Source organism: Streptomyces sp. NPDC058008 (genome assembly GCF_042886395.1).
In the GTDB taxonomy this organism is placed as follows: Bacteria; Actinomycetota; Actinomycetes; order Streptomycetales; family Streptomycetaceae; genus Streptomyces.
In genome coordinates this window covers 228,783-254,202 of sequence record NZ_JBHVQX010000006.1, presented here as the reverse complement: position 1 = coordinate 254,202, position 25,420 = coordinate 228,783, and the positions used below count along the sequence as shown (strand labels likewise).

The window sequence follows — 25,420 nt, the reverse complement described above, 5'->3', positions numbered from 1 at the left end:
GCGACAGCGCACCGTCAGCAAAGGGGCACGGGTGATGCACACCCGCAGCGAGCCTGCGGAGCGGGAGCCGGACACCTCTGCCCGACCGCCCCTCGTCCGTGAGCTGCTTCTGGTAGCCGGACTCTTCCTCGTCTACAAGATCGGCCGGCAGGCCGCGAACGGCCACGTCGAGGAGGCCTTCCGCAACGCCGGACACGTCTGGAGCCTGGAGCGGGCCGTCGGCCTCCCCGGCGAAGGCGGTGTCCAGGGCGTCCTCCTGCACAGCCATACGCTCGTCCAGGCGGCGAACACCTACTACGCGACCGTGCACTTCCCGGCCACGCTGGCCTTCCTGGTCTGGCTGTACTGGCGCAGGCCACGCCACTACGTCTGGTCCCGCCGCGTCCTGGCCGCCCTCACCGGCGCCGCGCTCGCCCTGCACCTGCTCTTCCCGCTCGCCCCGCCCCGGATGCTGCACGCCGCCGGCCTCGTCGACACCGGCCAGGTCTACGGCCCCAGCGTGTACGGGGACACCCCCGCCACCGACTCGATGGCCAACCAGTTCGCCGCCATGCCCTCGCTCCACTTCGGCTGGGCCCTGGCGGTCGCCGTCGGACTCATCGTCGCGACCCGCTCCCGCTGGCGCCCGCTGTGGCTGCTGCACCCCTTGCTGACCCTGCTCGTCGTCGTGGGCACCGCCAACCACTACTGGCTCGACGCGATCGTGGTCTCCGCCCTGCTCGCTGTCACCTACGCGGCGATCCGGCTGCCGCGCACACCGGCCCGTACGCACCTGCCGTGGGCGGCCGTCCCCGCCCAGCGCTACCCCTCGCCCGCGTACGCGCGATCCGGAGCGCGGCGATGACCGCCACACTCATAGCCGTCGCGCTCTCCCTCGTCTCCGCCGCCGCCTACGCCGCCGCCGCGGTCGCGCAGGCCAGGCTGGCGGGCCGGACCGACCCCTCCGCCGGAGCGCTGCGCCTGCTGACGCGTGGCGCCTGGTGGTCGGCGGTCGGCCTGAACGCGGGCGGCGCACTGCTGCACGTGGCCGCGCTGAAGTACGGACCGCTCACCCTGGTCCAGCCGCTCGGGGCGCTCACGCTCGTCGCCGCCGTCCCGCTCGGCGCCCGTTCGGCGGGCCGCCGGGTCAGCCGTACGGAATGGCGCGGCACCCTCCTCACCCTCGTCGGGCTCGGCGCGCTGCTCCTGGCCGCGGGCGGCGCCTCGCCGCACGACACCCTGAGCCTCTCCGAGGCGCTCGGCGTCGGTGCCGTCACCATGGGGCTGGTCGCCGTGCTCAGCCGGCCGGGCGCCCGGCCGGGCCTCCGGCACGCGGCCGCGTCGGGCATCACGTCCGGGGTGGCCTCCGCCCTCACCCAGACCCTCACCGTCGCCGCGACGGACCACGCGGGCCCGCTGCTGAGCTGGCGGCTGGTGACCGTGGCGGTGCTCGTCTCCTTCTTCGCGCTCGGCGGCCTGCTGCTCGCCCAGACCGCGTACCGCGGCGGCCTCGGCGCACCGCTCGCCGTGGTCACCCTCGCCAACCCGGTCGCCGCCGCCGTGATCGGCCTGGTCCTGCTCGGCGAACGCCTCCAGGGCGGGGCGCTGGGGCTGGTGCCCGCGCTCATCGGGGCGGCGGCGGCCGTGCAGGGGGTGATCCTGCTCAGCCGGGCGCAGGCCGGCGGCACGGCGGGAGCCGGTCCGGCGCCCGCCGAGGCCCCTTCCCCCGCCGTCGAGGACCCCCTTGTCCCGGCCGTCGCACCACCGTCGAGGGCCGTCGCCACCGGCCCGTCCTTCACCCTCCCCCGGGCCGCCGAGCAGCTCACCCTGCGCCCGGAACCGGTCGGGACCCCCGGCGGCTCCTAGGGGTTGTCCTCCGTCCGGACCGTGCCGGGCCCGTGCTCCCCGGAACCGGGCGGCGCGGTGCCGCCGCCGGTGCTCGTCACGTCCGGCGAGCCGGCCCCGTCCTCCGCCGCGGAACCGTCCAGGCCGGCGATCGCCGTCGTCAGCCAGCCCGTCCAGAACGTCTCCAGGTCGATGCCCCCGCGCAGCACCAGACGCCGGAGCCGGTCCTCGTCCGTGGTCCGCTCCGGGGGGAAGTCCCGCTCCTCGATCGCCAGGTACTCCGCCAGCTGCTCCTGGTGCAGCGCCAGGTGCCTGCGCAGCTCCCGGGTGAGACCGGGGGCACCGACCACGGCGGCCGCCCGCATCCTCAGCAGCAGCGGATCGCGGACCGGGCGCGGGTCCTCGGCGAGCGACACCCAGGCCGTCAGCTCCTCGCGGCCCGCAGGCAGGACCTCGTACTCCTTCCTCCGCCCGCGCGCCGTCCGCGCCGCGGGCAGGGCCCGGATCCGGCCGGACCGTTCCAGCTTTCCCAGCTCGCGGTAGATCTGCTGGTGCGTGGACGGCCAGAAGTAGCCGATCGACCGGTCGAACCTGCGGGTCAGTTCGAGGCCGGACGACGGCTTCTCCAGCAGGGCGGTGAGGATGGCGTGCGGGAGTGACATGGACCGCATCCTAGAGACGGCGGACGCGGGCCCTCACAGCTCGGCGGCGAGCTCCGTGCCCTGGCGGATCGCACGCTTGGCGTCCAGTTCCGCCGCCACGTCGGCGCCGCCGATCAGATGGACGGGACGGCCCCCGGCGCGCAGCGCCTCGTACAGCTCACGGCGCGGTTCCTGGCCCGCGCACAGCACCACGGTGTCGACCGGCAGCAGACGCCGCTCGCCGTCCACGGTCAGGTGCAGGCCGTCGTCGTCGATGAGCTCGTACGTCGCGCCCGCGATCATCGTCACGCCGCGGCGGCGCAGTTCGGTGCGGTGGATCCACCCGGTGGTCTTCCCGAGCCCCGCCCCGACCTTGGTGGCCTTGCGCTGGACCAGATGCACGGTGCGTCCCCGCCGTGGACGCTCCGGGGCCCGCAGCCCGCCCCGGTCCGCGTAGCCGGTGTCCACACCCCACTGCCGGAAGAAGACCTCCGGGTCCCGGCTCGCCCCGTCGCCCCCGTCGGTCAGGAACTCGGCGACGTCGAAGCCGATCCCGCCCGCGCCGACGACCGCCACCCGGTCACCGACCTCCACGCCGTCCCGCAGGACGTCCAGGTAGCTGACCACGCTGGGATGCCCGACACCGGGGATCGCGGGGGTGCGGGGCTCGACGCCGGTGGCCAGGACCACCTCGTCGAAGCCGTCGAGCAGGGCGGGGGTGGCCCGGGTGCCGAGCCTGAGCCCGATTCCCTCCTCGGCGAGCCGGGTGCGGAAGTAGCGCAGCGTCTCGTCGAACTCCTCCTTGCCGGGGACCCGGCGCGCGACGTTCAGCTGGCCGCCGATTTGGTCGGCCGCGTCGAACAGCGTCACCGTGTGACCTCGCTCGGCTGCCGTGACCGCGCACGCCAGCCCCGCGGGCCCCGCGCCGACCACGGCCACCCGCTTGCGGACGCGGGTCGGGGAGAGCACCAGCTCCGTCTCGTGGCAGGCCCGCGGATTCACCAGGCAGGAGGTGACGCGCAGGCTGAAGATGTGGTCGAGGCAGGCCTGGTTGCAGCCGATGCAGGTGTTGATCGCGTCGGCGCGGCCCTGCGCCGCCTTGGCGACGAAGTCCGGGTCGGCGAGGAAGGGCCGCGCCATCGACACCATGTCCGCCCGGCCCGAGGCGAGGAGCTCCTCCGCCAGTTCGGGGGTGTTGACCCGGTTGCTGGTCACCAGCGGCACGGAGACCGCGCCCCGCACCTTCTCCGTCACCCAGGTGAAGGCACCGCGCGGTACGGAGGCCGCGATGGTCGGGATGCGGGCCTCGTGCCATCCGATACCGGTGTTGATGAGCGTCGCCCCGGCCGCCTCCACCTCCCGGGCGAGGCGGACCACCTCCTCCAGCGTGGAGCCACCGGGCACCAGGTCCAGCATGGACAGCCGGTAGATCAGGATGAAGTCGGGGCCGACCCGCTCACGCACGCGGCGCACGATCTCGACGGGGAAGCGGATGCGGTTCTCGTACGAGCCGCCCCAGCGGTCCTCGCGGTGGTTGGTCGCCGCCACGACGAACTCGTTGACGAGATAGCCCTCGGAGCCCATGATCTCGACACCGTCGTAGCCCGCGCGGCGCGCGAGTTCCGCGGCCCTGACGAAGTCCTCGACGGTCTGCTCGACCTCGTCGTCCGTGAGCGCGTGGGGGGTGAACCCGCTGATCGGCGCCTTGAGCGCGCTCGGCGCCACCAGGTCCGGGTGGTGGGCGTAACGCCCGAAGTGCAGGATCTGCATCGCGATCCGCCCGCCCGCCGCGTGGACCGCCTCCGTGATCACGGTGTGCTGCTCGGCCTCCGCCTCCGTCGTCATCATGGCGCCGCCCGGGAAGGAGCACCCGCGCGCGCTGGGCGCTATCCCCCCGGTGACGATGAGGCCGACCCCGCCGCGCGCGCGGGCCGCGTAGAACGCGGCCATCCGCTCGAAGCCGCGCTCCACCTCTTCGAGGCCGACGTGCATCGACCCCATCAGCACCCGGTTCGCGAGCGTGGTGAATCCGAGGTCGAGCGGGCTCAGCAGGTGGGGGTACGGGCTCATCCGGGTCTCCTCGCAGGTGTCGTCGAGCCAGTTGTAGACCACCCCGGCCCTGTTATGCAACAAGTTGCACAATGGCGTACGTCGCAGTCCCCGCAAGCCCCGGCGCACGAATGGCCTAACAGCACCGGCCCCCGCACCCGGCCCGGACGAGAGTGGATCTGGTACGGCCGTCCGCCGCGGCCCCTCCTTGCCGACGGGAGCACCCCATGACCTGCATCAACCGACGTGACCTCGGGCTTCTCGTACTCAGGGCCGGTACGGGAGCCGTCCTGGCGGTCCATGGAAGCCAGAAGCTGGGCGGGTGGTTCGGGGGCGGGGGCGTCGAGGGGACCACCGCCGCGATGGAGGCCATGGGCTTCCACCCGCCCAAGCACAGCGCCCTGGCGGCCGGACTCGGCGAGGCGGGCGGCGGGATCCTGCTGGCCCTCGGCCTCGCGACCCCCGCGGCCGGTGCCGCCGCGGCCGGCACGATGGCCGGCGCCGTCGCCGTGCACGCGCCCGCGGGCTTCTTCGCGATGGGCGGCGGCTACGAGTACCCGGCGTTCCTCGGCTTCGCCGCCGCCGCGATCGGGCTCACGGGCGCCGGCCGCTACTCCCTGGACCACGCCACCGGGCACGTCCTCGACAAGCCCTGGGCCGTGGCCCTCGCGTTCACGGGCAGCGCCCTGGCGGCGGCCGCCGTCGTCGGCCGCCGGGCCAAGGGGCAGGCGGCCGAGGCGGAGGCGCGGAACGAGCCCGGGGGCGAGGGCGCGTGACGGTCCGGCACCGGCCACCCCGCCGGGGCGCGTGACCCCGAGGCGCCAAGGGCCCTCCGGGGCGCGTGACCCTCCGGTGCCGAAGGGTTCTTCCGGGGCGTGCGACTCCGCCCCACCGGCCGTCCTGCCGCAGGCGCGCGGTCCTTCCGCATTGATCGGCCTTTCAGGGGCACCCGGCAGTGCATGAATACGAACGCGCTGTCGATGAACGCACGGGGCCAGGCGAGACGAGCCGCGCGGAGCCGGGCGGTGGACGTGGGGGCCCGCGCCGGGTTCGTGGCACGCGGGGTGATCTACCTCCTGGTGGGCACCCTGGCCCTGCGCATCGCCTTCTCCGACGGGGGCGGCAAACAGGCCGACCGGGGCGGCGCCATCGCCGAGATAGCCGAGAAGCCCTTCGGGAACATCCTGCTGTGGGCACTCGGGATCGCCCTGGCCGGCATGGCCCTGTGGCGGCTGTCCGAGGCGCTCTTCGGCCAGGCCGGCCCGGACGGGGACAAGGCCGGCAAGCGTGCCATGGCCGCCGCGCGCTTCGTCTTCTACGCCTTCGTCTCCTACTCCGTGCTGTCCTACGCCGCCGGAGACAAGGGAAGCGGCAGCGGCTCCAGCGACCGCCGGACCGGCGACGTCACGGCCCGCGCCCTCGAATGGACCGGCGGCCAGTGGATCGTGGGGGCCGCAGGGGCCGTGGTGACCGGCGCGGGCCTCTGGATCGCCTTCCGCGCCCTCGCGCGCAAGTACCACAAGCACCTGAAGACGGGCGAGATGACGAAGCACACCCGTCAGGCCGTCGACGTCGTCGGCGTCTTCGGCGGTGCCGTCCGGGGCACGGTCTTCGCGACGGCGGGAGGCTTCGCCATCGCCGCCGCCGTCCAGCACGAACCGGGCCGTGCCAAGGGCATGGACGACACCCTGCGTTCCTTCACCGAGACCCCCGCCGGGCCCTGGCTGCTCGTGCTCGTCGCGCTCGGCCTGGCCGCCTTCGGCCTCTTCTCCTGGGCCAACGCCCGCTACCGCAAGGTCTGACGGGAAGCCGGCACCGGACGTCAGTCGAGGCCTCTCGCCTCCTTGAACCTGGCCAGGCCCTCGGACAGCCGGACCACCGGCTCCGGGTAGTCGTGGCGGGCACGCTCCTTCTCCGGCAGTTTCCACGGCTCGTGCACGGCGGACCCGGAGACCCCCGCGAGCTCCGGAACCCAGCGGCGCACGTACGCGCCGTCCGGGTCGTAGCGCCTGGCCTGGGTGACCGGGTTGAGCACCCGGTTGGGCCGGCTGTCCGTGCCCGTCCCGGCCACCCACTGCCAGTTCAGCTGGTTGTTGGCGATGTCCCCGTCGACCAGCAGCTCCAGGAAGTGGTGCGCCCCGGCCCGCCAGTCCACGTACAGCGTCTTGGCGAGGAAGCTTGCGGTCAGCAGCCGCCCCCGGTTGTGCATCCAGCCCTCGTGGAGCAGCTGGCGCATCGCGGCGTCGACCACGGGATAGCCGGTACGGCCCTCCTTCCAGGCGGCCGTCTCGGCCTCCGCCGCCCGCCCGGTGCGCCAGCGGTCGTGCCGCGAACGGTAGTCGGAGCGGGAGGCCTGCGGGCGGGCGGCCAGGACCTGGTGGTGGAAGTCCCGCCAGCACACCTGCCGTACGAAGGCGTCCGCACCCGGTCCGCCCTTGTCGCGGGCACGGTGGACGACCTCGGTGGGGGAGAGCGTGCCGAAGTGCAGGTGCGGCGAGAGCCGTGAGGTGGCGTCGCCCGCCATGTCGTCGTGGCGGTCCTCGTACGACGCGAGCCCGTCGCGGCGCCACGCGGTGAGCAGCCTGCGGCCCTCGGTCTCCCCGCCCCGGGCCAGACCGGGGGACAGTCCCCGGACGCCGGACCGCGACGGCAGCCCCGCGGACGCCGGGCCCTCCGGCACGCGCACGGCGCGGGGTGCCCGGAAGGGGGAGCGGAGCCCTTCCGCCGACCAGCGGCGGAAGTACGGGGTGAAGACGGCGAAGTGGTCCCTGTCCGCTCCGGAGGGGACCACCGCGCCCGGCGCGACCGCGGTGACCACCGCGTCGTGCACGCTCAGCCGGCAGCCCACCGACGACAGGGCCTCGCGCAGCCGCTCCTCGCGGCGCTGCGCGTAGTCGCTGACGCCCGCCGCCATGTGCACCACCCCCGCACCCGTCTCGTTCACGAGCGCGCAGGTCTCGCCGGCCACGTCCCCCTCCCGTACGACCAGGCGCCCGCCGCGCTCGCGCAGGCCCGCGTCCAGGTCACGGAGGCAGTCGGCCAGGAACGCGCGCCGGTTCGGGGACGCGAACCCGGCGGCCCGCACACCGTCGTCCAGGACGAAGAGGGGCACCACCTCGTCGGCCGAGGCGAGCGCCGCGTGCAGCGGTGGATGGTCGTGCAGCCGCAGGTCCGAGGTGAACAGGACGATCGCCACGCTCATCCCCGGACACCCGCCTTCAGCTGGCCCGCCGCCCGCGCGATGTTGCGCGCCATCCCGCCGAAGACCACCGCGTGGAAGGGCGACACGCTCCACCAGTAGGCGTGGCCCAGCAGCCCGAACGGATGGAAGACGGCCCGCTGCCGGTAGTGCGAACCGCCGTTCTCGCCGTTCTCCGCGTACATCTCCAGCCAGGCCAGGCCGGGCAGCCGCATCTCCGCCCGGAGCCGGAGGAGCCGGCCGGGCTCGATCTCCTCGACCCGCCAGAAGTCCAGCGAGTCCCCGACCCGCAGGTGTTCGGCGTCCCGGCGCCCGCGGCGCAGGCCCACCCCGCCGGTCAGCCGGTCCATCCATCCCCGGACCGCCCAGGCCAGCGGGAAGGAGTACCAGCCGTTGTCGCCGCCGATCCCCTCGACGACCCGCCACAGGGCGTCGCGCGAGGCGTCCACGTCGAGTTCGCGCACATCGGTGTAGAGGCTCCCGCCCGCCCAGTCCGGGTCGGTGGGGAGCGGATCGCTGGGGATGCCCGGGGTGGACGCGGAGGACCACCGCGTGCTGACCCTCGCCTCTCGCACCCGCTGGAGCGCGAGCGAGAGGGAGGTGGCGAAGGAGAAGGGCTGCCCGGGGCCGTCGGGGACGTGGGCGGCGATGTCGTGTTCGTGGCACACGACCTCGTAGCGCAGGGACTCCGCGAGCGGGCGGGCGATCGACGCGGGAACGGGGGTGACCAGTCCGACCCAGTGGCTGGAGAGACCCGGGGACAGCATGGGCACCGGGAGGATCAGCCGGTGGGGGAGCCCCGCGACGCGTGCGTACTTCTGCATCATGTCGCGGTACGTCATCACGTCGGGCCCCCCGATGTCGAAGGCGCGGTTGACCTCGGCGGGCATGTGCGCGCTGCCCACGAGGTACCGCAGGACGTCGCGCACGGCGATCGGCTGGATCCGGGTCGAGACCCAGCTGGGGGTGACCATGACGGGCAGCCGTTCGGTCAGGTAGCGCAGCATCTCGAAGGAGGCCGAGCCCGAACCGATGATGACCGCGGCGCGCAGCACCGTCGTCGGCACGCCCGAACCGAGCAGGAGGTGTCCGACCTCGGCGCGCGACCGCAGGTGCGGGGACAGTTCCCGTTCCGGGACGTCGGCGGGGGTGAGGCCGCCCAGGTAGACGATCCGGCGGACGCCGGCCGCGCGCGCCTGCTCGCCGAAGATCCGGGCCGCCTCGCGGTCGGTCTTCTCGAAGCCCGGCCCGGCGGCCAGCGCGTGCACCAGGTAGTAGGCGACGTCGATGCCGCGCATCGCGGCGGCCACGGACTCCGCGTCGGTGACGTCCCCCCTGACCACCTCGGCCTCGCCCGCCCACGGGTAGTCCCGCAGCTTCTCCGGGGTCCGCGCCAGACAGCGCACCTCGTGACCGGCGTCCAGGAGCTCGGGTACGAGGCGGCCCCCGATGTATCCCGTCGCGCCCGTCACCAGGCACCGCAGTCCGTCGCCGTTGTCCTTGCTCTCCATGACCCCTCGTTCCGGCTCGTGTCTCCTTCGTCCACCGTGGGCCCGTTCGGGGGATTCCGCTTGCCGGCGGGCCCGGGACACGCCGAAGCCCACCCCTCCGGGTGGCGGGGCGGGCCAGGGGCTGTGCGGGGTCAGGGCTTCTCGGTGGCGGAGCCCCTGATGACGCGCGGGTCGTCCGCTCCGCCCGCGTACGGTTCCGTGGGCGCGGCGTGCGGTGTGCCGTCGGACTTCAGGGCCTTCGCCTCGCTCTTCAGGATCCGGGCCGACTTGCCCAGGGAGCGGGCGAGTTCGGGGAGCTTCCTGGCACCGAATATCAGGACGACGATGATGAGGAAGATCGCGATCTCGCTGATTCCGAACATGACGGCAGTCTTCTCCCTGGTGGGTGTGAGGCGCTCCCCGCGCGGCCCCGGGTGAACCGGTGCCGCGGCGGCGCGCCAAATCTACAGCACTGTAGAAGGACGCGGCAGGGCGTCTTCCGGCCCGGGCTCAGTCCTCGTCGCCGCCCTCTTCCTCCTCGTCGCCCTCGAAGAAGTCGCCCACCTCGTCGATGACTTCGGCGGCGACCAGTCCGCCGACGACGCCCACGGCGACGCCCGCCGCACCCGCCGCGATCACGGTGCCCATTCCCGGGCCGGACTGCTGCTGCGGGTGCCCGCCGTACCCGCCGTGGTGCCCGTACTCGGGAGCCCCGTACCCGGGGGCCCCGTACGACGCGCGGGCCTCGGCCAGCGACCGGACCCAGCCGTCCACCTCGGCGGCCCAGTCGCGGCCGTGGACCTCGTGGTGGCCGATGGTGAAGCGGGTGAGCGCGTCACCGCCCCCGGAGAAGTGGCCTCCGCGCTTGTCGGCCTCCAGGACGACCTCCAGGGCGCCGGGGCCGGCCAGGAACGTCACCTCGAGCTCGTTGATCCGGTCCGCGTACTGCGGCGCGGGCGCGAGCTCGATCTCCTGGTAGAAGGGCAGCCGCTGACCGCTGCCGCTGATGTGTCCGAGCTCCAGATCGGCGGACCTGAAGCCGAACCCGAGCTGCCCGAGCGCCTCCAGCACCGCCTCCTGGGCGGGCAGGGGGCGCACCGTGAGGCGGTCGAGGTCGCCCTTGTCCCTGGCTCCGGCGAGCGAGAGCTCGGTGCGCACGCCGAGGACGATCCCCAGGTCCTGGCCGTAGAGCTCGGTGACCGGGGTCTCCCACGGGAGCGTCACGCCGAAGGGGATGGCGCGCTCCTCGCCCTCGGCCAGCACGAAACCGCCGCCGACGGTGAAGCGTTCGAAGACCACGGAGCCCTCGCTCTCGCCGTCCTCGTGCTCCGCCTCGACGTGTGCGACGAGCTCCAGCGTGATGTGCTCGATCGTGGAATCGGCGTTGCCGCCCTTGAGCCGCACCTCACCGCTCAGCCCGCCACCGGGAACGGCCGCGTCGTGCTGCAGCACCGTGTCCACGGTGGGACCGCCCACGCCGAGTGAGCCGAGCAGCTTCTTGAACACCATCGTGGCGTTCACTCCTTCTTCCGTACGCGGAGAACGCTTTCAGCCGCGTTTCTACACAACTGTAGAAGTATAGAGGGGAGATGGGCCGCGGAAGAGGTCTTCGCGCGGGTCGCTCCAGGAGAGTCGGAGCGCTGTCGCGCCGCGGATCTATCATGGGGCCGTGAACAGTGCAGACGAGCCTCGCGACGGATCGGGCGTGGACGCGGCGGCCGGGATGTCGGAGCTCCAGGCTCTCGCCGTGGAGCTGCGCCGGATGAACGGCGAGATCAACCGGCTGGTTCACGCCTTCGCCCATGCGCAGGGCCTGCACGCGACGGATGTCCAGGCGCTCGGCGCGATCCTCGACGCGCAGGTGCCGCTGACCCCCGGTCGGCTGCGCGAGCACCTCGGTCTGACGTCCGGCGCGGTCACCGCGTGCCTGGACCGGCTGGAGCGCGCGGGGCACATCCGGCGCGCACGGGAGAGCTCCGACCGCCGTGTCGTGCACCTGTACTACGAGTCCGGGGCCAAGGCGGTCGCGCGCTCGTTCTTCATGCCCCTCGCCGAGGCCGCGGCCGGCGCGCGTGCCGCGTCCGGGCCCCAGGAGCTCGAAGCGGCCCTGCGGTTCCTCGCCCGGATGAACGGCGAACTCGCCGGCATGCAGGTCCCCCGGCGCTGAACCCCGGGCCGGTGCGGAGGCACCCTTCGGGGCATGTAATCTCAATCATTGAGATACATCATGATTGAGAGATAGTGGCCGACCCAGGAGTGTCATGCCCACCGCACCGAAGCCGGGTCCCCGGCTGATTCTTGTCCCCGTGTTCCTCGTCCTCGCCTGGCTCGTCGTGGGCGGAGCCTTCGGCTCGTACGCCGGCAAGCTCGGGGAGGTCTCCACCAACGACCAGGCGTCGTTCCTGCCCCGGAGTGCCGAGTCCACCCGGGTCGTCGAAGCCCAGAAGGCGTTCAGCAGCCAGGCCACCGTGCCCGCCATCGTGGTCTGGACCTCGGAGAAGGACGGCCGGGAACTCGGCCCGGAGCAGCGGGAGGCGGCGACGGCGGCCCTCGCCTCCCTGGAGGGCGGGCCCGGTGTCACCGGCCGGGTGAGCCCCGCCCTGCCCTCCGAGGACGGCCAGGCGCTGGAGGGCGTCGTCCAGTTGAGGCCGGATCTGGGGGACGGGCTCCCCGACGCCCTCGCACACGTGCGGGCCACCGCGGAAGGCGTCCCGGGAACCGTGGTCGGACTGGCGGGTCCGGCCGCCTCCCAGGCCGACCTGTCGGACGCCTTCGCCGGCATCGACGGACTGCTGCTCGGTGTCGCCCTGGTGACCGTGCTCGTCATCCTGCTCCTGGTCTACCGGAGCGTCCTGCTGCCCCTGATCATCATCATCGGCGCGGTCTTCGCCCTCGCCGTGTCCTGCGCGATCGTCTACGTACTGGCGGACCACGACGTCGTCCGCGTCGACGGCCAGGTCCAGGGCATCCTGTCGATCCTCGTCATCGGAGCCGCCACCGACTACGCGCTCCTGCTCACCGCCCGCTTCCGTGAGGAACTGGGGCGGAAGCCCGACCGGTGGACCGCGATGCGTGCCGCGCTGCGCGAGTCGGCCGGGCCGATCGCGGCCAGCGCCGCCACCGTGGCCCTGGGACTGCTCGCCCTCCTGCTCAGCGACCTGACCAACAACCGCGCGCTCGGCCCCGTGGGCGCCATCGGCATCGTGTGCTCCGTCCTGAGCGCGCTCACCTTCCTGCCCGCCGTCCTGGTCCTGCTCGGCAGGGCCGCGTACTGGCCGTCCGGCCCGAAGAAGGGCCGTGCCGAGCCCGAGTCCGGTTCCACCGGGATCTGGTCGCGGGTCGCGGCACTGGTCGACCGCTCCCCGCGCAAGGTCTGGGCCGTCACCCTGGTCGGCCTCGTGGCCTGCGCCGCCTTCGTGCCGACGCTGAACTCCAAGGGGGTGCCCCTGGAGGAGACCTTCGTCAACGACGCGCCGTCCGTCACCGCCCAGGCGACGCTGGGCCGCCACTTCCCCGGCGGTTCGGGCAACCCCGCCGTCGTGATCGCCGGAGCCGACCGTTCGCAGGAGGTCGTCGAGGCCGCCGGGAAGGTCCCCGGCGTGTCGAGCGTCTCGGTGATGACGGCCGACGGGCGCCCGGGCGGCGGGGAGCCGCTCGTCGTGGACGGCCGGGTCCGCATCGACGCGACGCTGGAGGCCGCCGCGGACAGCGACGCGGCCAAGGAGACGGTCACGCGGCTGCGCGACGCGGTCCACGGGGTGTCCGGTGCGCAGGCGCTCGTCGGCGGCTACACCGCGCAGCAGTACGACACGCAGAGGACCGCCGAGCACGACCGCAACATCATCGTGCCGGTGGTGCTGGTCATCATCCTCGTCATCCTGATCGGCCTGCTCCGCTCGCTGCTGATGCCGCTCCTCCTCGTGGCCACCGTGGCGCTCAACTTCCTCGCCACACTCGGCATCTCGTCCCTGGTCTTCGAGCACGTCCTCGGGTTCAGCGGCACCGACTCCTCCGTCCCGCTGTACGGATTCGTCTTCCTGGTCGCCCTCGGCGTCGACTACAACATCTTCCTGATGTCCCGGGTCCGTGAGGAGTCCCTGATCCACGGCACCCGGCAGGGCGTGCTGCGCGGACTGACCACCACGGGCGGGGTCATCACCTCCGCGGGCGTCGTCCTGGCGGCCACCTTCGCGGCCCTGGGGGTCATCCCGCTCGCCTTCCTCCTCCAGATCGCGTTCATCGTCGCCTTCGGGGTCCTGCTGGACACCCTCGTCGTCCGGTCGCTCCTGGTGCCCGCCCTCGTCAGGGACATCGGCCCCACGGCCTGGTGGCCGGGCGTGCTGAGCCGGGGCCGTGAGAAGGCGCCGGAGGGGACGGGCTCCCCGGCGTAGCGGAAGCCGGTGTCACCCGGACGGCCCAACGGCCGTCCGGGGCGCGGGAGAGGTCCGGGGCGAACACGTCGTTCACCCGGGCCTCTTCCTTTCCCGCCCGGCGGCCTCGGCGTCCCTCCGGCAGGGAAGGAGAACGGGGGAGCGGGGCACTTCCATGTCCCATCGGGACAGAAGTCCCACTGGGACATTTAAAGGTGTACGGTGCAGTCATGCAGGAGACAGGGAACGTCCCGGAACGGCGCAGCCGCAAGGCGCGCAGGACCCGGGACGCACTGGCGCGGAGCGCGTTCGATCTCGTACTCGACCACGGTCTGCGGAACGTGACGGTCGAGGAGATCGCGCAGGCGGCCGACGTCGACCGGCGCACCTTCAGCCGGTACTTCCCGAACAAGGAGGCCGCCGTCCTCGACGCAGTGCGGGGCGACGGCGACCGGATCAACCGAGCGCTCCGCGAGCGCCCTCCGGCGGAGCCACCGCTCACCGCCTACCGCCGTGCCGTCCTCGACTGGCTCGACGACACGGAGGCGGAGCCCTGGCACCTGAGGCCGCGGATCTTCGACCTGCTGGTCATGGCCGAGGAGGAACCGACCCTGTACGCGGCGTACCACCACATCCGGGTGGACGCCCAGGAGGAGTCGGTCGTCATTCTCGCGGAACGGCTCGGGACGGACCCGCGGCAGGACCTGCGTCCCGCCGTGACCGTAGCCGCGGGAGCCGGAGCGCTCCTCGCGGCCCAGGCGGCATGGGTACGGGGCGGCCGGCCGGCCGCCCTGCCCGAGCTCGTCGTACACGCCTTCGACGCCCTCTCCGTCGACCTGCTGGAATCCCGGCAGGACGGGCCGGCGCCCCACAGCACCACGCAAGGAAGCACATCATGAGCACCAACCTCCCCACCGCCTACGAGGCGGAGTTCGCCGGCAAGGTCGCCCTCGTCACCGGCGGAGCGTCCGGCATCGGCCTCGCCCTCTCCCGGCGCCTCGCCGCGAGCGGCGCCGCCGTCGTCATCGCCGACCACAACGCCGAGAGCGCCGACAAGGCCGCCGACGAACTGAAGGCCACCGGCGCCCGCGCCGCCGCCGTCGCCCTGGACGTCACCGACCCCGCCTCCGTGGAGGCCGGCGTGCGCTTCGCCGTCGACACCTTCGGCGCCCTGCACCTCGCCGTGAACAACGCCGGCATCGGCGGCCCCGCGCAGACCACCGGCGAGTACGGGATCGAGGACTGGAACAGGGTCGTCGCCACCAACCTCAGCGGCGTCTTCTACTCGATGCGCTACGAGCTCCCCGCCATCCTGGCGGCCGGAGGCGGCGCCGTCGTCAACATCTCCTCGATCCTCGGCACCAACGGTTTCGCGAACTCCCCGGCGTACGTCGCCGCCAAGCACGGCGTCGTCGGCCTCACCAAGACCGCCGCACTCGAGTACGCCGCGCAGAACGTGCGCGTCAACGCGGTCGGCCCGGGCTTCATCGACACCCCGCTGCTCCGCAACACCGACGGCCCGGCCCGCGACCACCTGATCTCCCTGCACCCGGCGGGACGCCTCGGGACGTCGGAGGAGGTCGCCGAGCTCGCCGCCTTCCTGCTCTCCGACCGTGCCTCCTTCATCCACGGCAGCTACCACCTGGTGGACGGCGGCTACTCCGCTTCCTGACCCCCGAGTGGCGCGCCGCCACCACGGGAGTGACAAAGGAAGTACGGAGAACGAAGGAGAGTCATGAAAGCCGTCCAGTACCGCACCATCGGCGCCGCGCCCGAGGTCGTCGAGATACCCGAGCCCGTCGCGGGGCCCGGCCAGATCCTGCTGAAGGTCACCGCCGCGGGTGTCTGCCACTCGGACATCGCCGTGATGAGCTGGCCCGCCGAGGGCTTCCCCTACGAACTGCCGCTCACGCTCGGCCACGAGGGTGTCGGTACGGTCGCCGCGCTCGGTGAGGGCGCGGTGGGCGTCTCCGTGGGCGACTCGGTCGCCGTCTACGGCCCGTGGGGATGCGGCACCTGCGTGAACTGCGCGGAGGGCCGGGAGAACTACTGCCTGCGCGCCGCCGACCTCGGCATCAACCCGCCCGGCCTCGGCAACCCGGGCGCCATGGCCGAGTACATGATCGTCGACGACGCCCGCCACCTGACGCCGATCGGCGACCTCGACCCGGTCAAGACGGTCTCGCTGACCGACGCGGGGCTCACCCCGTACCACGCGATCAAGCGCTCGCTGCCGAAGCTGCTGCCCGGCGCCACCGCCGTGGTGATCGGCACGGGCGGTCTCGGCCACGTCGCCATCCAGCTCCTGCGCGCCATGACCGCCGTACGGGTCATCGCCCTCGACGTCACCGAGGAGAAGCTGGCACTGGCCCGGACCGTCGGCGCCCACGAGGCCGTCCTGTCCGACGAGAACGCGGCGGCCAAGGTCCGCGAACTCACCGGCGGTGTGGGCGCCAAGGTCGTCCTCGACTTCGTCGGCGCCGAACCGACCGTGAAGACGGCCGGAGCGATGGCCTCCGTCGACAGCGACGTCACCATCGTCGGCATCGGCGGCGGGCTGCTGCCCGTGGGCTTCGGAGTGCTGCCGTTCTCGACGTCGGTCACCGCACCGTACTGGGGCTCGCGCAAGGAGCTCGCGGAGGTCATCGAGCTGGCCCACGCCGGTGCGGTCGACGTCCACGTCGAGACGTACTCCATCGACGAGGCCCCGCTCGCCTACGAGCGGCTGCACGACGGCAAGATCAACGGCCGCGCGGTCATCCTGCCCAACGGCTGACCGCCCGCGGCCGCCTGTCCGGGCGGCCGAGTGCCGGAACCGACTCGCCGGGACGCCCGCGGAAGGCGCCCCGGCGAGTCGTCCGCGTTCAGGGTCCCGGAGCCCCGACGGGGTCACCCGGCCCCGGGGCGGCGTCAGCGCCCCGGAGCCCCGGATCCCCCCACCGGGGCCCTCACGGCCCCGGTGGGCCTCAGGAAGCAGCCGCCGCCACGTCGCGGGTCAGCCGCACGGGCTCGGTACCGGACGAGCTGTGCCGTTCCGCCCAGTTCTCCAGGGCCGTGCGGCAGGCGTGGTCCAGGTGGTGCATCCCGGAGAGGTCCAGGTCGATGGGCCGGTCCTTGGGCAGGGCCTCCAGGCTGTCGAGTATCTTCGGCAGCCGCAGGAAGGTCGCGTTGCCCGAGAGCCGGGCCTTGACACGGTCGCCCCTGCTGTCGACGACCTCCACCTTGATGTGCGAGGCGTCCCAGGCCGCCTTGGCCACGGACAGGGCCAGGCCGGCGAGGACCCCCTCGAACATGTTCACGGTCACGATGGCCACGGCCGTGACCACCAGGATCAGCGCCTCGCCGCGGTGCTCACGCCACAGCGCCACGAGCGGTCGCAGCGGGATCAGCTTCCATCCGGCGTGGATGAGGATGCCCGCGAGGGCGGGCAGCGGGATGAGCGCCAGCGCCGACGGAAGCAGCGCCGCGAACAGCAGCAGCCACACACCGTGCATCACCCGGGACGCCCGGGTCCGCGCGCCCGCCCGCACGTTGGCCGAGCTGCGCACGATGACCGCGGTCATCGGCAGCGCGCCGAGGATCCCGCACACCGTGTTGCCCGCGCCCTGGGCCATCAGCTCCTTGTCGTACTGGGTACGCGGTCCGTCGTGCAGCCGGTCCACCGCGGCCGCGCTGAACAGGCTCTCCGCGGAGGCGATCAGGGTGAAGGCGGCGATGGTTCCGAGCAGGCTCAGGCTCGCGAGGCCCCCGAACTCGGAGAGCGCGGGGACCTGGACGGCGTCGAGCAGCCCCTGCACCTGGACCGTCTCGACCGGCATGTCGAACGCCAGCGAGGCCAGGACGGCCAGCACGACCGCCGCGAGTGCGCCCGGAACGGCCCGCACCCGCTTCGGCATCCTGTTCCAGCCCACCACCACGGCTATGGTCGAGGCGGCGAGCGCGAGTGAGGCGAGAGCGGCGGGGCTGGACACGGCGTCGGCCAGCAGCCCGGGGATGCCGGTCATCTTGCCGGTGCCGGAGAGCGGAGCCTCGACGCCCGCGGCGGCGTAGAGCTGCCCCGCGATGAGGACGAGGCCGATTCCGGCGAGCATGCCCTCGACGACCGAGAGGGAGATGGCCCGGAACCAGCGGCCCAGCCGCAGGGCGCCCATGCCCAGTTGGAGCAGGCCCGCCGACAGCACGATCACCCCGAGCGCGGGCAGACCGAACGTCTGGACCGCCTCGAAGACGAGCACGGTGAGGCCGGCGGCCGGCCCCGACACCTGGAGACTGCTGCCGCGCATCAGACCGGTGACGAGACCGCCCACGATGCCGGTGATCAGACCCAGCTCGGCCGGGACGCCCGAGGCGACGGCGACGCCTACGCACAGGGGCAGGGCGACCAGGAAGACGACGAGAGACGCGGCGAAGTCCTGCCGCAGGTGGGGGTACTTGCCGAGAAGATCCATGGGGGCCCTCATCCCGTGCGGAAGGGGGCGGAGCGCACGTCGCCGGGCGGGGGTGCCCAGACGGCCGTGTCGCTGGTGTGCAGTACTTCTACCGCAGGGTGATCGACGTGGGATCGCATGCCAGTGGTTCCTCCTGGCGCGCCGGAGTGCGGCGCGTCGGTACGCGTACGAGAACTGGGGCCTTGAGGGCACGTCGGCATGACCCCCCGTCGACGGGTCCGGTGGGACCGCGGGCAGGGGGTGGATGTGCGCAGTGCCTCGGGTCAGCTCAGCAGCGGAACACCTGGAGCACGGGGACCGAATGGGCGGCCGAGGATCTGGAGGTGTGGAGCGCGTCGCCTCGCGCGGCGACGGCCGCCGGCGGGAGCATCCCGTCGGCCTCACCCGTCACGGCGGAACGCGGCGGCGCGTCGAGGGGCGGAACGGTCGCGGACCGATGCCGGTCGCGCTGGCGCAGGAGGCCGTTGGGCTCCGCCCCGCGGTCGTGGGTGCCGCACGTGACGTACGCCGGGTGGTGGTTCTCCGCGCCGGTCGCACGCGGAAGTCCGTCCGCACGCATTCCCGGAGCGGCGGTGTGCGCGTGTGCCGACGAGGTGCCGGAGTACGGGGCCAATAGGAAGCCCATCAGGAACGCGAGCACGAACCGGACTGCCGCTGCGCGCACCTTCACCTCCCGCTGGATCCATCCTTCCTTCCGGACGCTAACAGGCTTGAGGGCTTATGGAGTTAACCCTTTGTGAAGAGTCCGAAAGTAGATGCCGAAGGAGTTGAATCGTTCGCTGCGCACCCTGTGGCCTGCGCATGTGCTCACGATCTGTTCTCAGTATTCGAGACTGCCGGCGATCGTGTGGCATATGCATATGCCCTTCGGGAGGCGTCATGCATATTCGTACAATGGTTCGGCTTAAGGGGGCGTGTTAACACCAGGTAAAGATGGCCGGGAAATGCCGGACCATTGCCGTGCGCCGTACGGGCTCCGCCCCGCGCCCGCGCGTGGACTTCGCCACCTGAGGTGAACACGGCGATATTCGGTGAGTGAGTGGCGCGGGTCGCCCCGGGGGCCTGGAGTGGTGTCGTCCCTTCGTTCCGTGCGGGAACGGACGGCGTCCCCTGAGGGGGTTCTCCCTGCCCCCGGGGCGTCAGCCGTCGGCCGGTGATCCCTCGGCGCGGGCCGGCGCGGCGAAGCCCGCCGCGAGCTGCTCCGGGGTACGCGGCCCGGGTTCCGCATCGGCCAGCAGGCCGTGCGCGCGCAGCAGCCGCGTCGTCGCGACGCCCCACGGCAGGCGCAGCCCTGCCTCCCGCAGGAGCTCGGTGCGGGACAGCACCGAGGGCGCGGGACCTGCGCGGACCCCGGCCGGGGTGAGGAGCGCGGCGTCGTCCGCCCAGCGCAGGGCGAGATCGACGTCGTGGGTGGCCATCATGACGGTGGTGCCGGCGTCGCGGAGGGCGCCGAGCGTGTCGAGCAGGCGTTCCTGCCCGTCCGGATCGAGCCCCGCGGTCGGCTCGTCGAGGATCAGCACACGGGGCCGCATCGCGACCGCACCCGCGATGGCGGTCCGTTTGCGCTGTCCGTAGGAGAGCAGATGGGTGGGGCGGTCGGCCAGGGCGGTGATGTCGAGGGCGGTCAGCGCCTCGTCCACCCGGGCGCGGACCTCGGCGTCGGGCAGGCCGAGATTCAGCGGCCCGAACGAGACGTCCTGCGAGACGGACGCCGCGAACAGCTGGTCGTCCGGGTCCTGCACCACCAGCTGGACGGTGGTGCGCAGCCGGGTGAGCCCCTTGCGGTCGTACGTGACGGGGCTGCCCTCGACCGTCAACTGCCCGGTGCGCGGGCGCAGTCCGCCGCTGAGCAGACGCATCAGCGTGGTCTTCCCGCTGCCGTTCCGGCCGAGGAGGGCGAGCGCGCGCCCCTCGTGCGCCTCGAAGTCGAGCCCGCTGAGCACGGCGGGACCCTCCTCGTACGCGAAGGACGCGTCCCGCAGGGCGAGCAGCACGGATTCGCTCATGACAGCGGCCTTTCCAGGGCGAAGGTCAGGGCGGTGAGCGCCACGAGCAGCGTGAGGCTCACCGCCACGAACCGGACGGAGACACGGGCCTCGGGCACCAGGACACGCAGGGTGCCGTCGTAGCCGCGCCCGGCCAGCCCCGACTGGAGGCGCGCCGCGCGGTCGAAGGCCCTGATGAACGCGGTGGCCCCGAGGCCCGCCAGGGACCGCCAGGCGGCGGCCCGGGTGGTGTGCCCGAGCCGGGCCGCCTGCGCCTCCCTGATCCGGCGCATCGAGTCGAGGAGCAGGAAGCTCATGCGGTACGTCACCAGGGCGACATCCACGACGGGCGCGGGCACCCCCGCCTTGACCAGGCGCGGCAACAGGTCGGACATCGGGGTGGTGAACGCGAACAGCAGGACCCCGAGCGACCCGGCCGAGGTGCGCAGCAGCAGTTCAGCGGCCCGTACCGGCCCCCCGTCCGCAAGGGTGACGAGCCCGCCGGGCCCGCCGACCTGCACGAGCAGGGTGGCGGCCCCGGTGACACAGAAACCCAGGGGCACCTTGTACGCCCGCCACAGGTGGCGGGCGCTCACACCGGCCGGCCCGAGCAGCACCGCCAGGGCGGCGGTGAGGATCAGGGCCGCCCCGGGCCAGGGCGGCAGCGAGAGGGCGAGGACCGTGAGCCCCAGACCGAGGACGGCCTTGTCCAGGGGATGGCGGCGGCGCCAGCGACTGCTGTGCGCCGCCGCGTCGATCGGCAGCACGTGCGCTCAGGTCCTTCGGGCCGTCGCCCCGCCGGCATCACTGCCGGCGCCGCCGCCGTCCTGTCGCGCGATGGCGCGCAGCTCCCCCTGACGGCGCCCGCGCCGCAGTCCGAAGTAGTAGGCGAGGACACCCGCGCCGAGTGCCGCCTGCAGGGCGAACAGGGCGGACTCGATCTCACCGGACGGCGGTTCGTACAGCGGGGAGAACCAGGGTTCGTAACCGGGATCGATCTCGGTGATCGCCGTCTCGGCCTGCGCGTCGGAGCCGCTGAACGGCTCCTTCTCCCCGTCGCCGAGGCCGAGGGCCAGAGGCAGGACGGCCAGCGCGGCCACGACGAGCAGCAGAAGCGCGTTGATCTTCGTGTTCCGGGTCATCCTCGTGTTCATCGGGCCACCGCCTCGGTCTCCGCCGCGGACTTCGCGGACCGGTCGCGCCGGCCCGAGAGGAACACGCCGAGCCGGGTCAGGTCTCCCTTGCTGGACTGCACGAGGAGACGCATCACCAGCACCGTCAGCAGCCCCTCGCTCACCGCCAGCGGGATCTGCGTGACCGCGAAGATGGAGCCGAACTTGCCGAGCGCGCCCAGGAATCCACTGCTCGGGTCCGGGAAGGCGAGCGCCAGCTGCACGCTGGTGACGCAGTAGGTGGACAGGTCCGCGACGAACGCCCCGAAGAAGACCGCCACCATCAGCGGAACGCCGTACCTGCGCAGCAGTCTGTAGACGGCGTACCCCGCCCAGGGCCCGACGATCGCCATCGAGAAGACGTTGGCGCCGAGCGTGGTCAGGCCGCCGTGCGCGAGCAGCAGTGCCTGGAACAGCAGGGTGATGGTCCCCAGGACCGCCATGATCGGCGGGCGGAACAGGATGGCTCCCAGCCCCGTACCCGTGGGGTGCGAGCAACTCCCTGTCACTGAGGGGATCTTCAGCGCGGAGAGTACGAACGTGAAGGCCCCGGAGGCCCCCAGGAGGAGCGTGCTCTCAGGGTTCTCCCTGACCTCACGCGTGAGTGACCGGACTCCGTGGACGACGAACGGCGCGGACGCGACACCCCAGGCGATCGCGTGCGCCGGAGGCAGAAAACCCTCGGCTATGTGCATGACTCGGCAGACCCTCTCCAGCACCTCGTGGATGGTTGAAGCGCCTTGGCCGGTCTCCTGGCTTACGGGTGACACCGCCCGAACTCCGCCTTCCCGGGTCACAAGGACCCAGTGGCTGCCCGCGAGGGCCGGAGCCGGACTTCCCGATCACAGTGGCGAGGGCCGCACCGGCATCACACCGGATTTCCCGTTCACCAAGGCGAGGTGACAGTAGTGCCGGGCGGGGGGCGAAGACAAGCGGCACCGTCCCAGGTCCGTGCGGGGCCGCGTGGCTCCCACCTCAGTCCTCGCCCTCCGCGAGCCCCTCCCCGGCCACTCCTCCCGCGTCACGGAGGTAGGGCACGATCTGGACCGGGCAGTGGGAGTGGTGCAGCAGCGCGTGCACGACGTGGCCGAGTCCCAGGACGGACACCCCGCGCCGCTCATGGCTCCCCATCACCAGGAGCTGGGCGTGCCGGCTCGCCTCCACGAGCGCGGAGGCGGTCGACCGGGCCTCGACCACCTCGGTCCGCACGGTGAGGCCGGGACGGCCTTCGCGGATCCGGGAGGCCAGCGCCTCCACGGGCCGCTCACCGGGGTCCGCGTCCCGCCCTGCCTCGTCGTGCGGGAGCTGCCGGGCCCCGAACCGGGCCAGCAGGTTCCGGACGCTCACCAACCGCAGAGGGCTGTCCCAGGCCAGCGCCTCCTGTCCGGCGCGTACCAGCCACCGGGCGTCGTGCTCGTCGCGCACGGCAGCGGTGACCGGCGCGCCGTGCGCCCGCGCGGTCTCCCCGCGCACCACGACGACGGGCGCGGGACTGCCGACGACGACACCCAGGCCCACCGAACCCAGCACGAGGGGGCCGAACCCGCCGGCGCCCCTGCTCCCGACGACGATCGTGCCGCTCGGCCGGACGGACGCGTGAAGCGCCGCAACCGGCTTCCGGCGGCTGAGCTTGACCGTGACATCGAGCTCGGGGAACCCCTGCCGGACCTCCGCCGCCGCCTCCGCCAACAGGTCGCTCCCGGCGGCCCGTACGTGCTCGGACGTCTCGTACGAGGCGAACCGGTCCAGGCGGTCCAGATCCAGGGCGTGCACGAGCACCAGACCACGCCCGTGCCGCATCGCGTCGGCCGCACCCCAGAGCGCGGCGGCCCGGGCGTGCTGCGACCCGTCGACCCCCACGACCGTCCTCGAATCGTGCGGGGCCTCGGACGGGCGTGTACGCATCGCCGCTCCTCACGCTGCTTCGGTGTCCGCACGTTCCATGCTGACACCGCCGGAGGGAACGCGGCCAGCGCAGGGGCGCCGACCAGCGCGTATGCGGCGCGCGGCCCGGGACGCGCGTCACGGACCACCCGGCACGGCGGCGCGCGTTCCCGTCCTGACCCGTCTCGTGACGCGCAGCGCACAGCGCACGGAGCCGTGGGGAGGCCGGGCGACCGGCCGGCGCGGGCCGTGCCGTGCCGTGCCGCGGGGTGGGTAATGTCGGAGAGTTGTGTGCGGCGGATGAAAGTGTGAACTTCGTATATGCGGTGGGTGCTAGCCTCCCTGCGGTCATGATCGAACGCATACGGGGGAGGCGCGCGGTGGGTTACGACGACTACCGGATCAAGGCCGGCATGACAGGCCAGGCCCTGCAACTCGACGACGCCGGCACGGAGATGGACCGCGTCAGCTCGGCCGTCAAGTCCCGCACGACCTACTCGTACGCCGAGGCGGGGGGCAGTGACGCCGCGTCGGCGATCAACGCGTTCGTCAAGGCGTGGGAGGCGGAGGCCAAGACCCTCGCCGCGGCGTTGCACGAGCTCGGCGGCAAGGTCCAGTTGGCCAAGAAGGAATACCGGGGCTCCGACGGCCTGGTGAGGATGGGCGTGGACAGCGTCTCCGTCGGCGACGAGAACGCTCGCGCCGTCCCGCCCGCACGGAGCGGGCTGACCTCGGCCCTCTCCAGTTACTGAGGCCGGGCCGGTGTCGATCTTCACCTCCCCTTTCGATTCCCCCGCCCTGCGCCTCGGCTGGCTCGCCGGCCTGTCCAAGAAGCTGCTCGGCGCCGGGAGCAAGAACGAGGTCCTCGACCTGATCGACGACGCCCTCTCGGTGCCCCGGCCAGGGGGCGACCAGGGCGTGCTGGAGGGCCTGGCGAGGCTCTACCTCGGCCAGGTCGGCAGCGTCGGCAGCGTGTTCGACCAGGTCGACCGGGTGGGCCGCAAAGGCCTTCCCGAGGTCTGGGCCGGCGACACGAGCGTCCTCGCCGCCGACGCGGTGAACGCCGCCGGGCGTTCGGCGACGCAGATGAGCGAGGCGTTCCACGGCGCCGCGAAGGTGCTGCTGACGCTCGGCGACGCGATAGGCGCCGCCCAGCGCAAGGACGAGCAGGGCCGCGGACAGCTGCTGGAGCAGAAGAAGATGCTCGGCGGCAGGGACGGCTTCTTCGACGACCTGCACGAGAACGACGAGGAGGAGTGGGACCGCAAGAACGCCGCCCACTTCGGTTCCTACGCGGTCGACCTGATGCACGAAGCCGTCTCCGAGGCGCAGGAGGCCACCCGTGTCGCGGCCCGGGACCTGAACAAGTGGGCCGCCGAGGCACGGGCCGGGAAGATGGGGACCAGCGAACTCACCGCCGTCGACAAGCTGATGCTCGCCGACACCGGCGTAGCGGGTGCCGACCCCGAGCTGAACGAGATCCTGAAGCCCGCCGAACTGGAACGCGCGTCGAAGCGCATGGACGAGCTGGACCTCGACGACGAGATGGCCATGGAGCGGATGCTGGCCCGATCGGACAACCCGCAGGAGCGGGCCTATCTGATGAAGGCCCTGGCCGCCGGACACAGCGTCGCCGACATCGGGGAGTTCCAGGACAAGATCCACGGCAAGGACGCCGACTGGATGCGCCGCCACCTCACGCCGGTGGTCACCGCCTCGGACAGCATGGACGACGAGGGCCTGGCACCGAACGGTTCGAACAACAACACCGACCACGCCACCTTCAACGGGCAGCGGTGGGTCCAGGGCGGCGACGGCTCCGAGGGCACCTGCGTGGCCTCGTCCACCGTCACGTCCCGCGCCATGGTCGACCCCATGTACGCCCTCGAACTCACCGGCGGCCCCGACGGCCAGGAGGAGGACCCCGAAGCCTTCAAGCAGCGCCTGGTGGCCGAACAGCACCGGCTGCACACCGAAGGGGACGGCGGCGAGAACTGGGGCGGCATGGGGCCGGAGGGGCAGGAACGGATCAACGACACCGCCGTCGGCAGCGCCACCGGCACCGACTACCAGCGCCAGGACCTGAACAGCGCCGCTGACCGAAGGGCGGTCCTCACCGAGGTCGAGAGGTCGGTGGCGCAGGGGCACCCGGTGCCGGTCGACGTCTCGGGCGAGAAGGGTGCCCACGCGATGACCATCATCGCCCAGGAGGGTGACATGCTCCAGGTGTACAACCCCTGGGGCTCGACCACCTGGGTCAGCGAGGACGACTTCATCAACGGCCACATGGGCAAGGCTTCCCACAGTGAACTCCCCAACGCGTACAGTGTCTATCTCCCCCGGTAGCAGGGGCGGTGC

General features: G+C 72.7%; 24 protein-coding genes and 1 riboswitch. Of the genes, 11 read left to right on the top strand and 13 right to left on the bottom strand.

The annotated features are described in order from the left end of the window. Nucleotides 1-34 precede the first annotated feature (34 nt). Together ACFVS9_RS08585 and ACFVS9_RS08580 are read left to right on the top strand one after the other, a co-directional pair. A complete protein-coding gene (locus ACFVS9_RS08585; protein WP_389931048.1) occupies nt 35-844 on the top strand; it encodes a phosphatase PAP2 family protein in 810 nt (269 codons plus the stop codon). Continuing rightward, on the top strand, nt 841-1,845 hold the full coding sequence (locus ACFVS9_RS08580) for a DMT family transporter (protein WP_383115107.1): 1,005 nt from the start codon (nt 841-843) through the stop codon (nt 1,843-1,845). The genes ACFVS9_RS08585 and ACFVS9_RS08580 overlap by 4 nt, the downstream gene beginning before the upstream one ends. On the opposite strand, the gene ACFVS9_RS08575 is transcribed toward ACFVS9_RS08580, so the two are convergent. Together ACFVS9_RS08575 and ACFVS9_RS08570 are read right to left on the bottom strand one after the other, a co-directional pair. Continuing rightward, on the bottom strand, nt 1,842-2,486 hold the full coding sequence (locus ACFVS9_RS08575) for a PadR family transcriptional regulator (RefSeq protein WP_389931045.1): 645 nt from the start codon (nt 2,484-2,486) through the stop codon (nt 1,842-1,844). The two genes, ACFVS9_RS08580 and ACFVS9_RS08575, sit on opposite strands and share 4 nt — an antisense overlap. 33 nt (nt 2,487-2,519) lie before the next feature. Continuing rightward, the gene (locus ACFVS9_RS08570; RefSeq protein ID WP_389931078.1) at nt 2,520-4,535 is read right to left on the bottom strand and encodes an FAD-dependent oxidoreductase; all 2,016 of its coding nucleotides are present in this window, start codon (nt 4,533-4,535) and stop codon (nt 2,520-2,522) included. A gap of 206 nt (nt 4,536-4,741) precedes the next feature. On the opposite strand from ACFVS9_RS08570, the gene ACFVS9_RS08565 reads away from it, so the two are divergent. Next, nucleotides 4,742-5,290: a DoxX family protein gene (locus tag ACFVS9_RS08565; protein ID WP_383115106.1), complete on the top strand. Its 549-nt coding sequence runs from the start codon at nt 4,742-4,744 to the stop codon at nt 5,288-5,290. Nucleotides 5,291-5,473: 183 nt separating this feature from the next. Beyond that, complete coding sequence (locus ACFVS9_RS08560; protein WP_389931043.1) at nt 5,474-6,316, top strand: DUF1206 domain-containing protein; 843 nt, start codon at nt 5,474-5,476, stop codon at nt 6,314-6,316. A gap of 20 nt (nt 6,317-6,336) precedes the next feature. On the opposite strand, the gene ACFVS9_RS08555 is transcribed toward ACFVS9_RS08560, so the two are convergent. The 4 genes from ACFVS9_RS08555 to ACFVS9_RS08540 all read right to left on the bottom strand — a co-directional run bounded on the left by ACFVS9_RS08555 (nt 6,337) and on the right by ACFVS9_RS08540 (nt 10,712). Continuing rightward, nucleotides 6,337-7,716, bottom strand: a complete 1,380-nt coding sequence (locus ACFVS9_RS08555; RefSeq protein WP_389931041.1) for a cryptochrome/photolyase family protein — start codon at nt 7,714-7,716, stop codon at nt 6,337-6,339. Then, nucleotides 7,713-9,224, bottom strand: a complete 1,512-nt coding sequence (locus ACFVS9_RS08550; protein WP_383115103.1) for an SDR family oxidoreductase — start codon at nt 9,222-9,224, stop codon at nt 7,713-7,715. The genes ACFVS9_RS08555 and ACFVS9_RS08550 overlap by 4 nt, the downstream gene beginning before the upstream one ends. A gap of 131 nt (nt 9,225-9,355) precedes the next feature. Further along, on the bottom strand, nt 9,356-9,586 hold the full coding sequence (locus ACFVS9_RS08545) for a twin-arginine translocase TatA/TatE family subunit (RefSeq protein WP_389931038.1): 231 nt from the start codon (nt 9,584-9,586) through the stop codon (nt 9,356-9,358). 127 nt (nt 9,587-9,713) lie between these two features. Further along, nucleotides 9,714-10,712: a sporulation protein gene (locus ACFVS9_RS08540; protein WP_383115133.1), complete on the bottom strand. Its 999-nt coding sequence runs from the start codon at nt 10,710-10,712 to the stop codon at nt 9,714-9,716. Nucleotides 10,713-10,872: 160 nt separating this feature from the next. Here ACFVS9_RS08540 and ACFVS9_RS08535 point away from each other — a divergent pair, with 160 nt between their 5' ends. The 5 genes from ACFVS9_RS08535 to ACFVS9_RS08515 all read left to right on the top strand — a co-directional run bounded on the left by ACFVS9_RS08535 (nt 10,873) and on the right by ACFVS9_RS08515 (nt 16,349). Next, the gene (locus ACFVS9_RS08535; protein ID WP_383115101.1) at nt 10,873-11,370 is read left to right on the top strand and encodes a MarR family winged helix-turn-helix transcriptional regulator; all 498 of its coding nucleotides are present in this window, start codon (nt 10,873-10,875) and stop codon (nt 11,368-11,370) included. 94 nt (nt 11,371-11,464) lie between these two features. Further along, a complete protein-coding gene (locus ACFVS9_RS08530) occupies nt 11,465-13,594 on the top strand; it encodes an MMPL family transporter (protein WP_383115100.1) in 2,130 nt (709 codons plus the stop codon). A 209-nt stretch (nt 13,595-13,803) separates the two neighbouring features. Further along, nucleotides 13,804-14,472 carry a TetR family transcriptional regulator gene (locus ACFVS9_RS08525; protein ID WP_389931035.1) on the top strand — a complete coding sequence of 223 codons (669 nt, stop codon included), beginning with the start codon at nt 13,804-13,806 and terminating at the stop codon, nt 14,470-14,472. Beyond that, complete coding sequence (locus ACFVS9_RS08520) at nt 14,469-15,245, top strand: SDR family NAD(P)-dependent oxidoreductase (protein WP_383115098.1); 777 nt, start codon at nt 14,469-14,471, stop codon at nt 15,243-15,245. The genes ACFVS9_RS08525 and ACFVS9_RS08520 overlap by 4 nt, the downstream gene beginning before the upstream one ends. A gap of 63 nt (nt 15,246-15,308) precedes the next feature. Continuing rightward, on the top strand, nt 15,309-16,349 hold the full coding sequence (locus ACFVS9_RS08515; protein WP_389931033.1) for an NAD(P)-dependent alcohol dehydrogenase: 1,041 nt from the start codon (nt 15,309-15,311) through the stop codon (nt 16,347-16,349). Between the two features lie 190 nt (nt 16,350-16,539). On the opposite strand, the gene ACFVS9_RS08510 is transcribed toward ACFVS9_RS08515, so the two are convergent. The 7 genes from ACFVS9_RS08510 to ACFVS9_RS08480 all read right to left on the bottom strand — a co-directional run bounded on the left by ACFVS9_RS08510 (nt 16,540) and on the right by ACFVS9_RS08480 (nt 23,083). Then, nucleotides 16,540-18,021, bottom strand: a complete 1,482-nt coding sequence (locus ACFVS9_RS08510) for a SulP family inorganic anion transporter (protein WP_389931032.1) — start codon at nt 18,019-18,021, stop codon at nt 16,540-16,542. A 268-nt stretch (nt 18,022-18,289) separates the two neighbouring features. Continuing rightward, nucleotides 18,290-18,685 (bottom strand): hypothetical protein, encoded by a 396-nt coding sequence (locus tag ACFVS9_RS08505; protein WP_389931030.1) that lies wholly within the window; start codon nt 18,683-18,685, stop codon nt 18,290-18,292. Between the two features lie 475 nt (nt 18,686-19,160). Beyond that, nucleotides 19,161-20,027, bottom strand: a complete 867-nt coding sequence (locus tag ACFVS9_RS08500; RefSeq protein WP_389931029.1) for an energy-coupling factor ABC transporter ATP-binding protein — start codon at nt 20,025-20,027, stop codon at nt 19,161-19,163. After that, a complete protein-coding gene (gene cbiQ / locus ACFVS9_RS08495; protein ID WP_389931028.1) occupies nt 20,024-20,773 on the bottom strand; it encodes a cobalt ECF transporter T component CbiQ in 750 nt (249 codons plus the stop codon). The genes ACFVS9_RS08500 and cbiQ overlap by 4 nt, the downstream gene beginning before the upstream one ends. A gap of 6 nt (nt 20,774-20,779) precedes the next feature. Beyond that, nucleotides 20,780-21,148 (bottom strand): energy-coupling factor ABC transporter substrate-binding protein, encoded by a 369-nt coding sequence (locus ACFVS9_RS08490; RefSeq protein WP_383115092.1) that lies wholly within the window; start codon nt 21,146-21,148, stop codon nt 20,780-20,782. Between the two features lie 8 nt (nt 21,149-21,156). Beyond that, the gene (locus ACFVS9_RS08485) at nt 21,157-21,873 is read right to left on the bottom strand and encodes an energy-coupling factor ABC transporter permease (protein WP_383115091.1); all 717 of its coding nucleotides are present in this window, start codon (nt 21,871-21,873) and stop codon (nt 21,157-21,159) included. 29 nt (nt 21,874-21,902) lie between these two features. After that, nucleotides 21,903-22,087: riboswitch (cobalamin riboswitch) on the bottom strand. A 66-nt stretch (nt 22,088-22,153) separates the two neighbouring features. Further along, nucleotides 22,154-23,083 (bottom strand): universal stress protein, encoded by a 930-nt coding sequence (locus ACFVS9_RS08480; RefSeq protein WP_389931026.1) that lies wholly within the window; start codon nt 23,081-23,083, stop codon nt 22,154-22,156. A 329-nt stretch (nt 23,084-23,412) separates the two neighbouring features. On the opposite strand from ACFVS9_RS08480, the gene ACFVS9_RS08475 reads away from it, so the two are divergent. Both ACFVS9_RS08475 and ACFVS9_RS08470 read left to right on the top strand, forming a co-directional pair. Further along, the gene (locus tag ACFVS9_RS08475; protein WP_383115089.1) at nt 23,413-23,814 is read left to right on the top strand and encodes a hypothetical protein; all 402 of its coding nucleotides are present in this window, start codon (nt 23,413-23,415) and stop codon (nt 23,812-23,814) included. 10 nt (nt 23,815-23,824) lie between these two features. Further along, nucleotides 23,825-25,408 carry a peptidoglycan-binding protein gene (locus ACFVS9_RS08470; RefSeq protein ID WP_383115088.1) on the top strand — a complete coding sequence of 528 codons (1,584 nt, stop codon included), beginning with the start codon at nt 23,825-23,827 and terminating at the stop codon, nt 25,406-25,408. Nucleotides 25,409-25,420 lie beyond the last annotated feature (12 nt).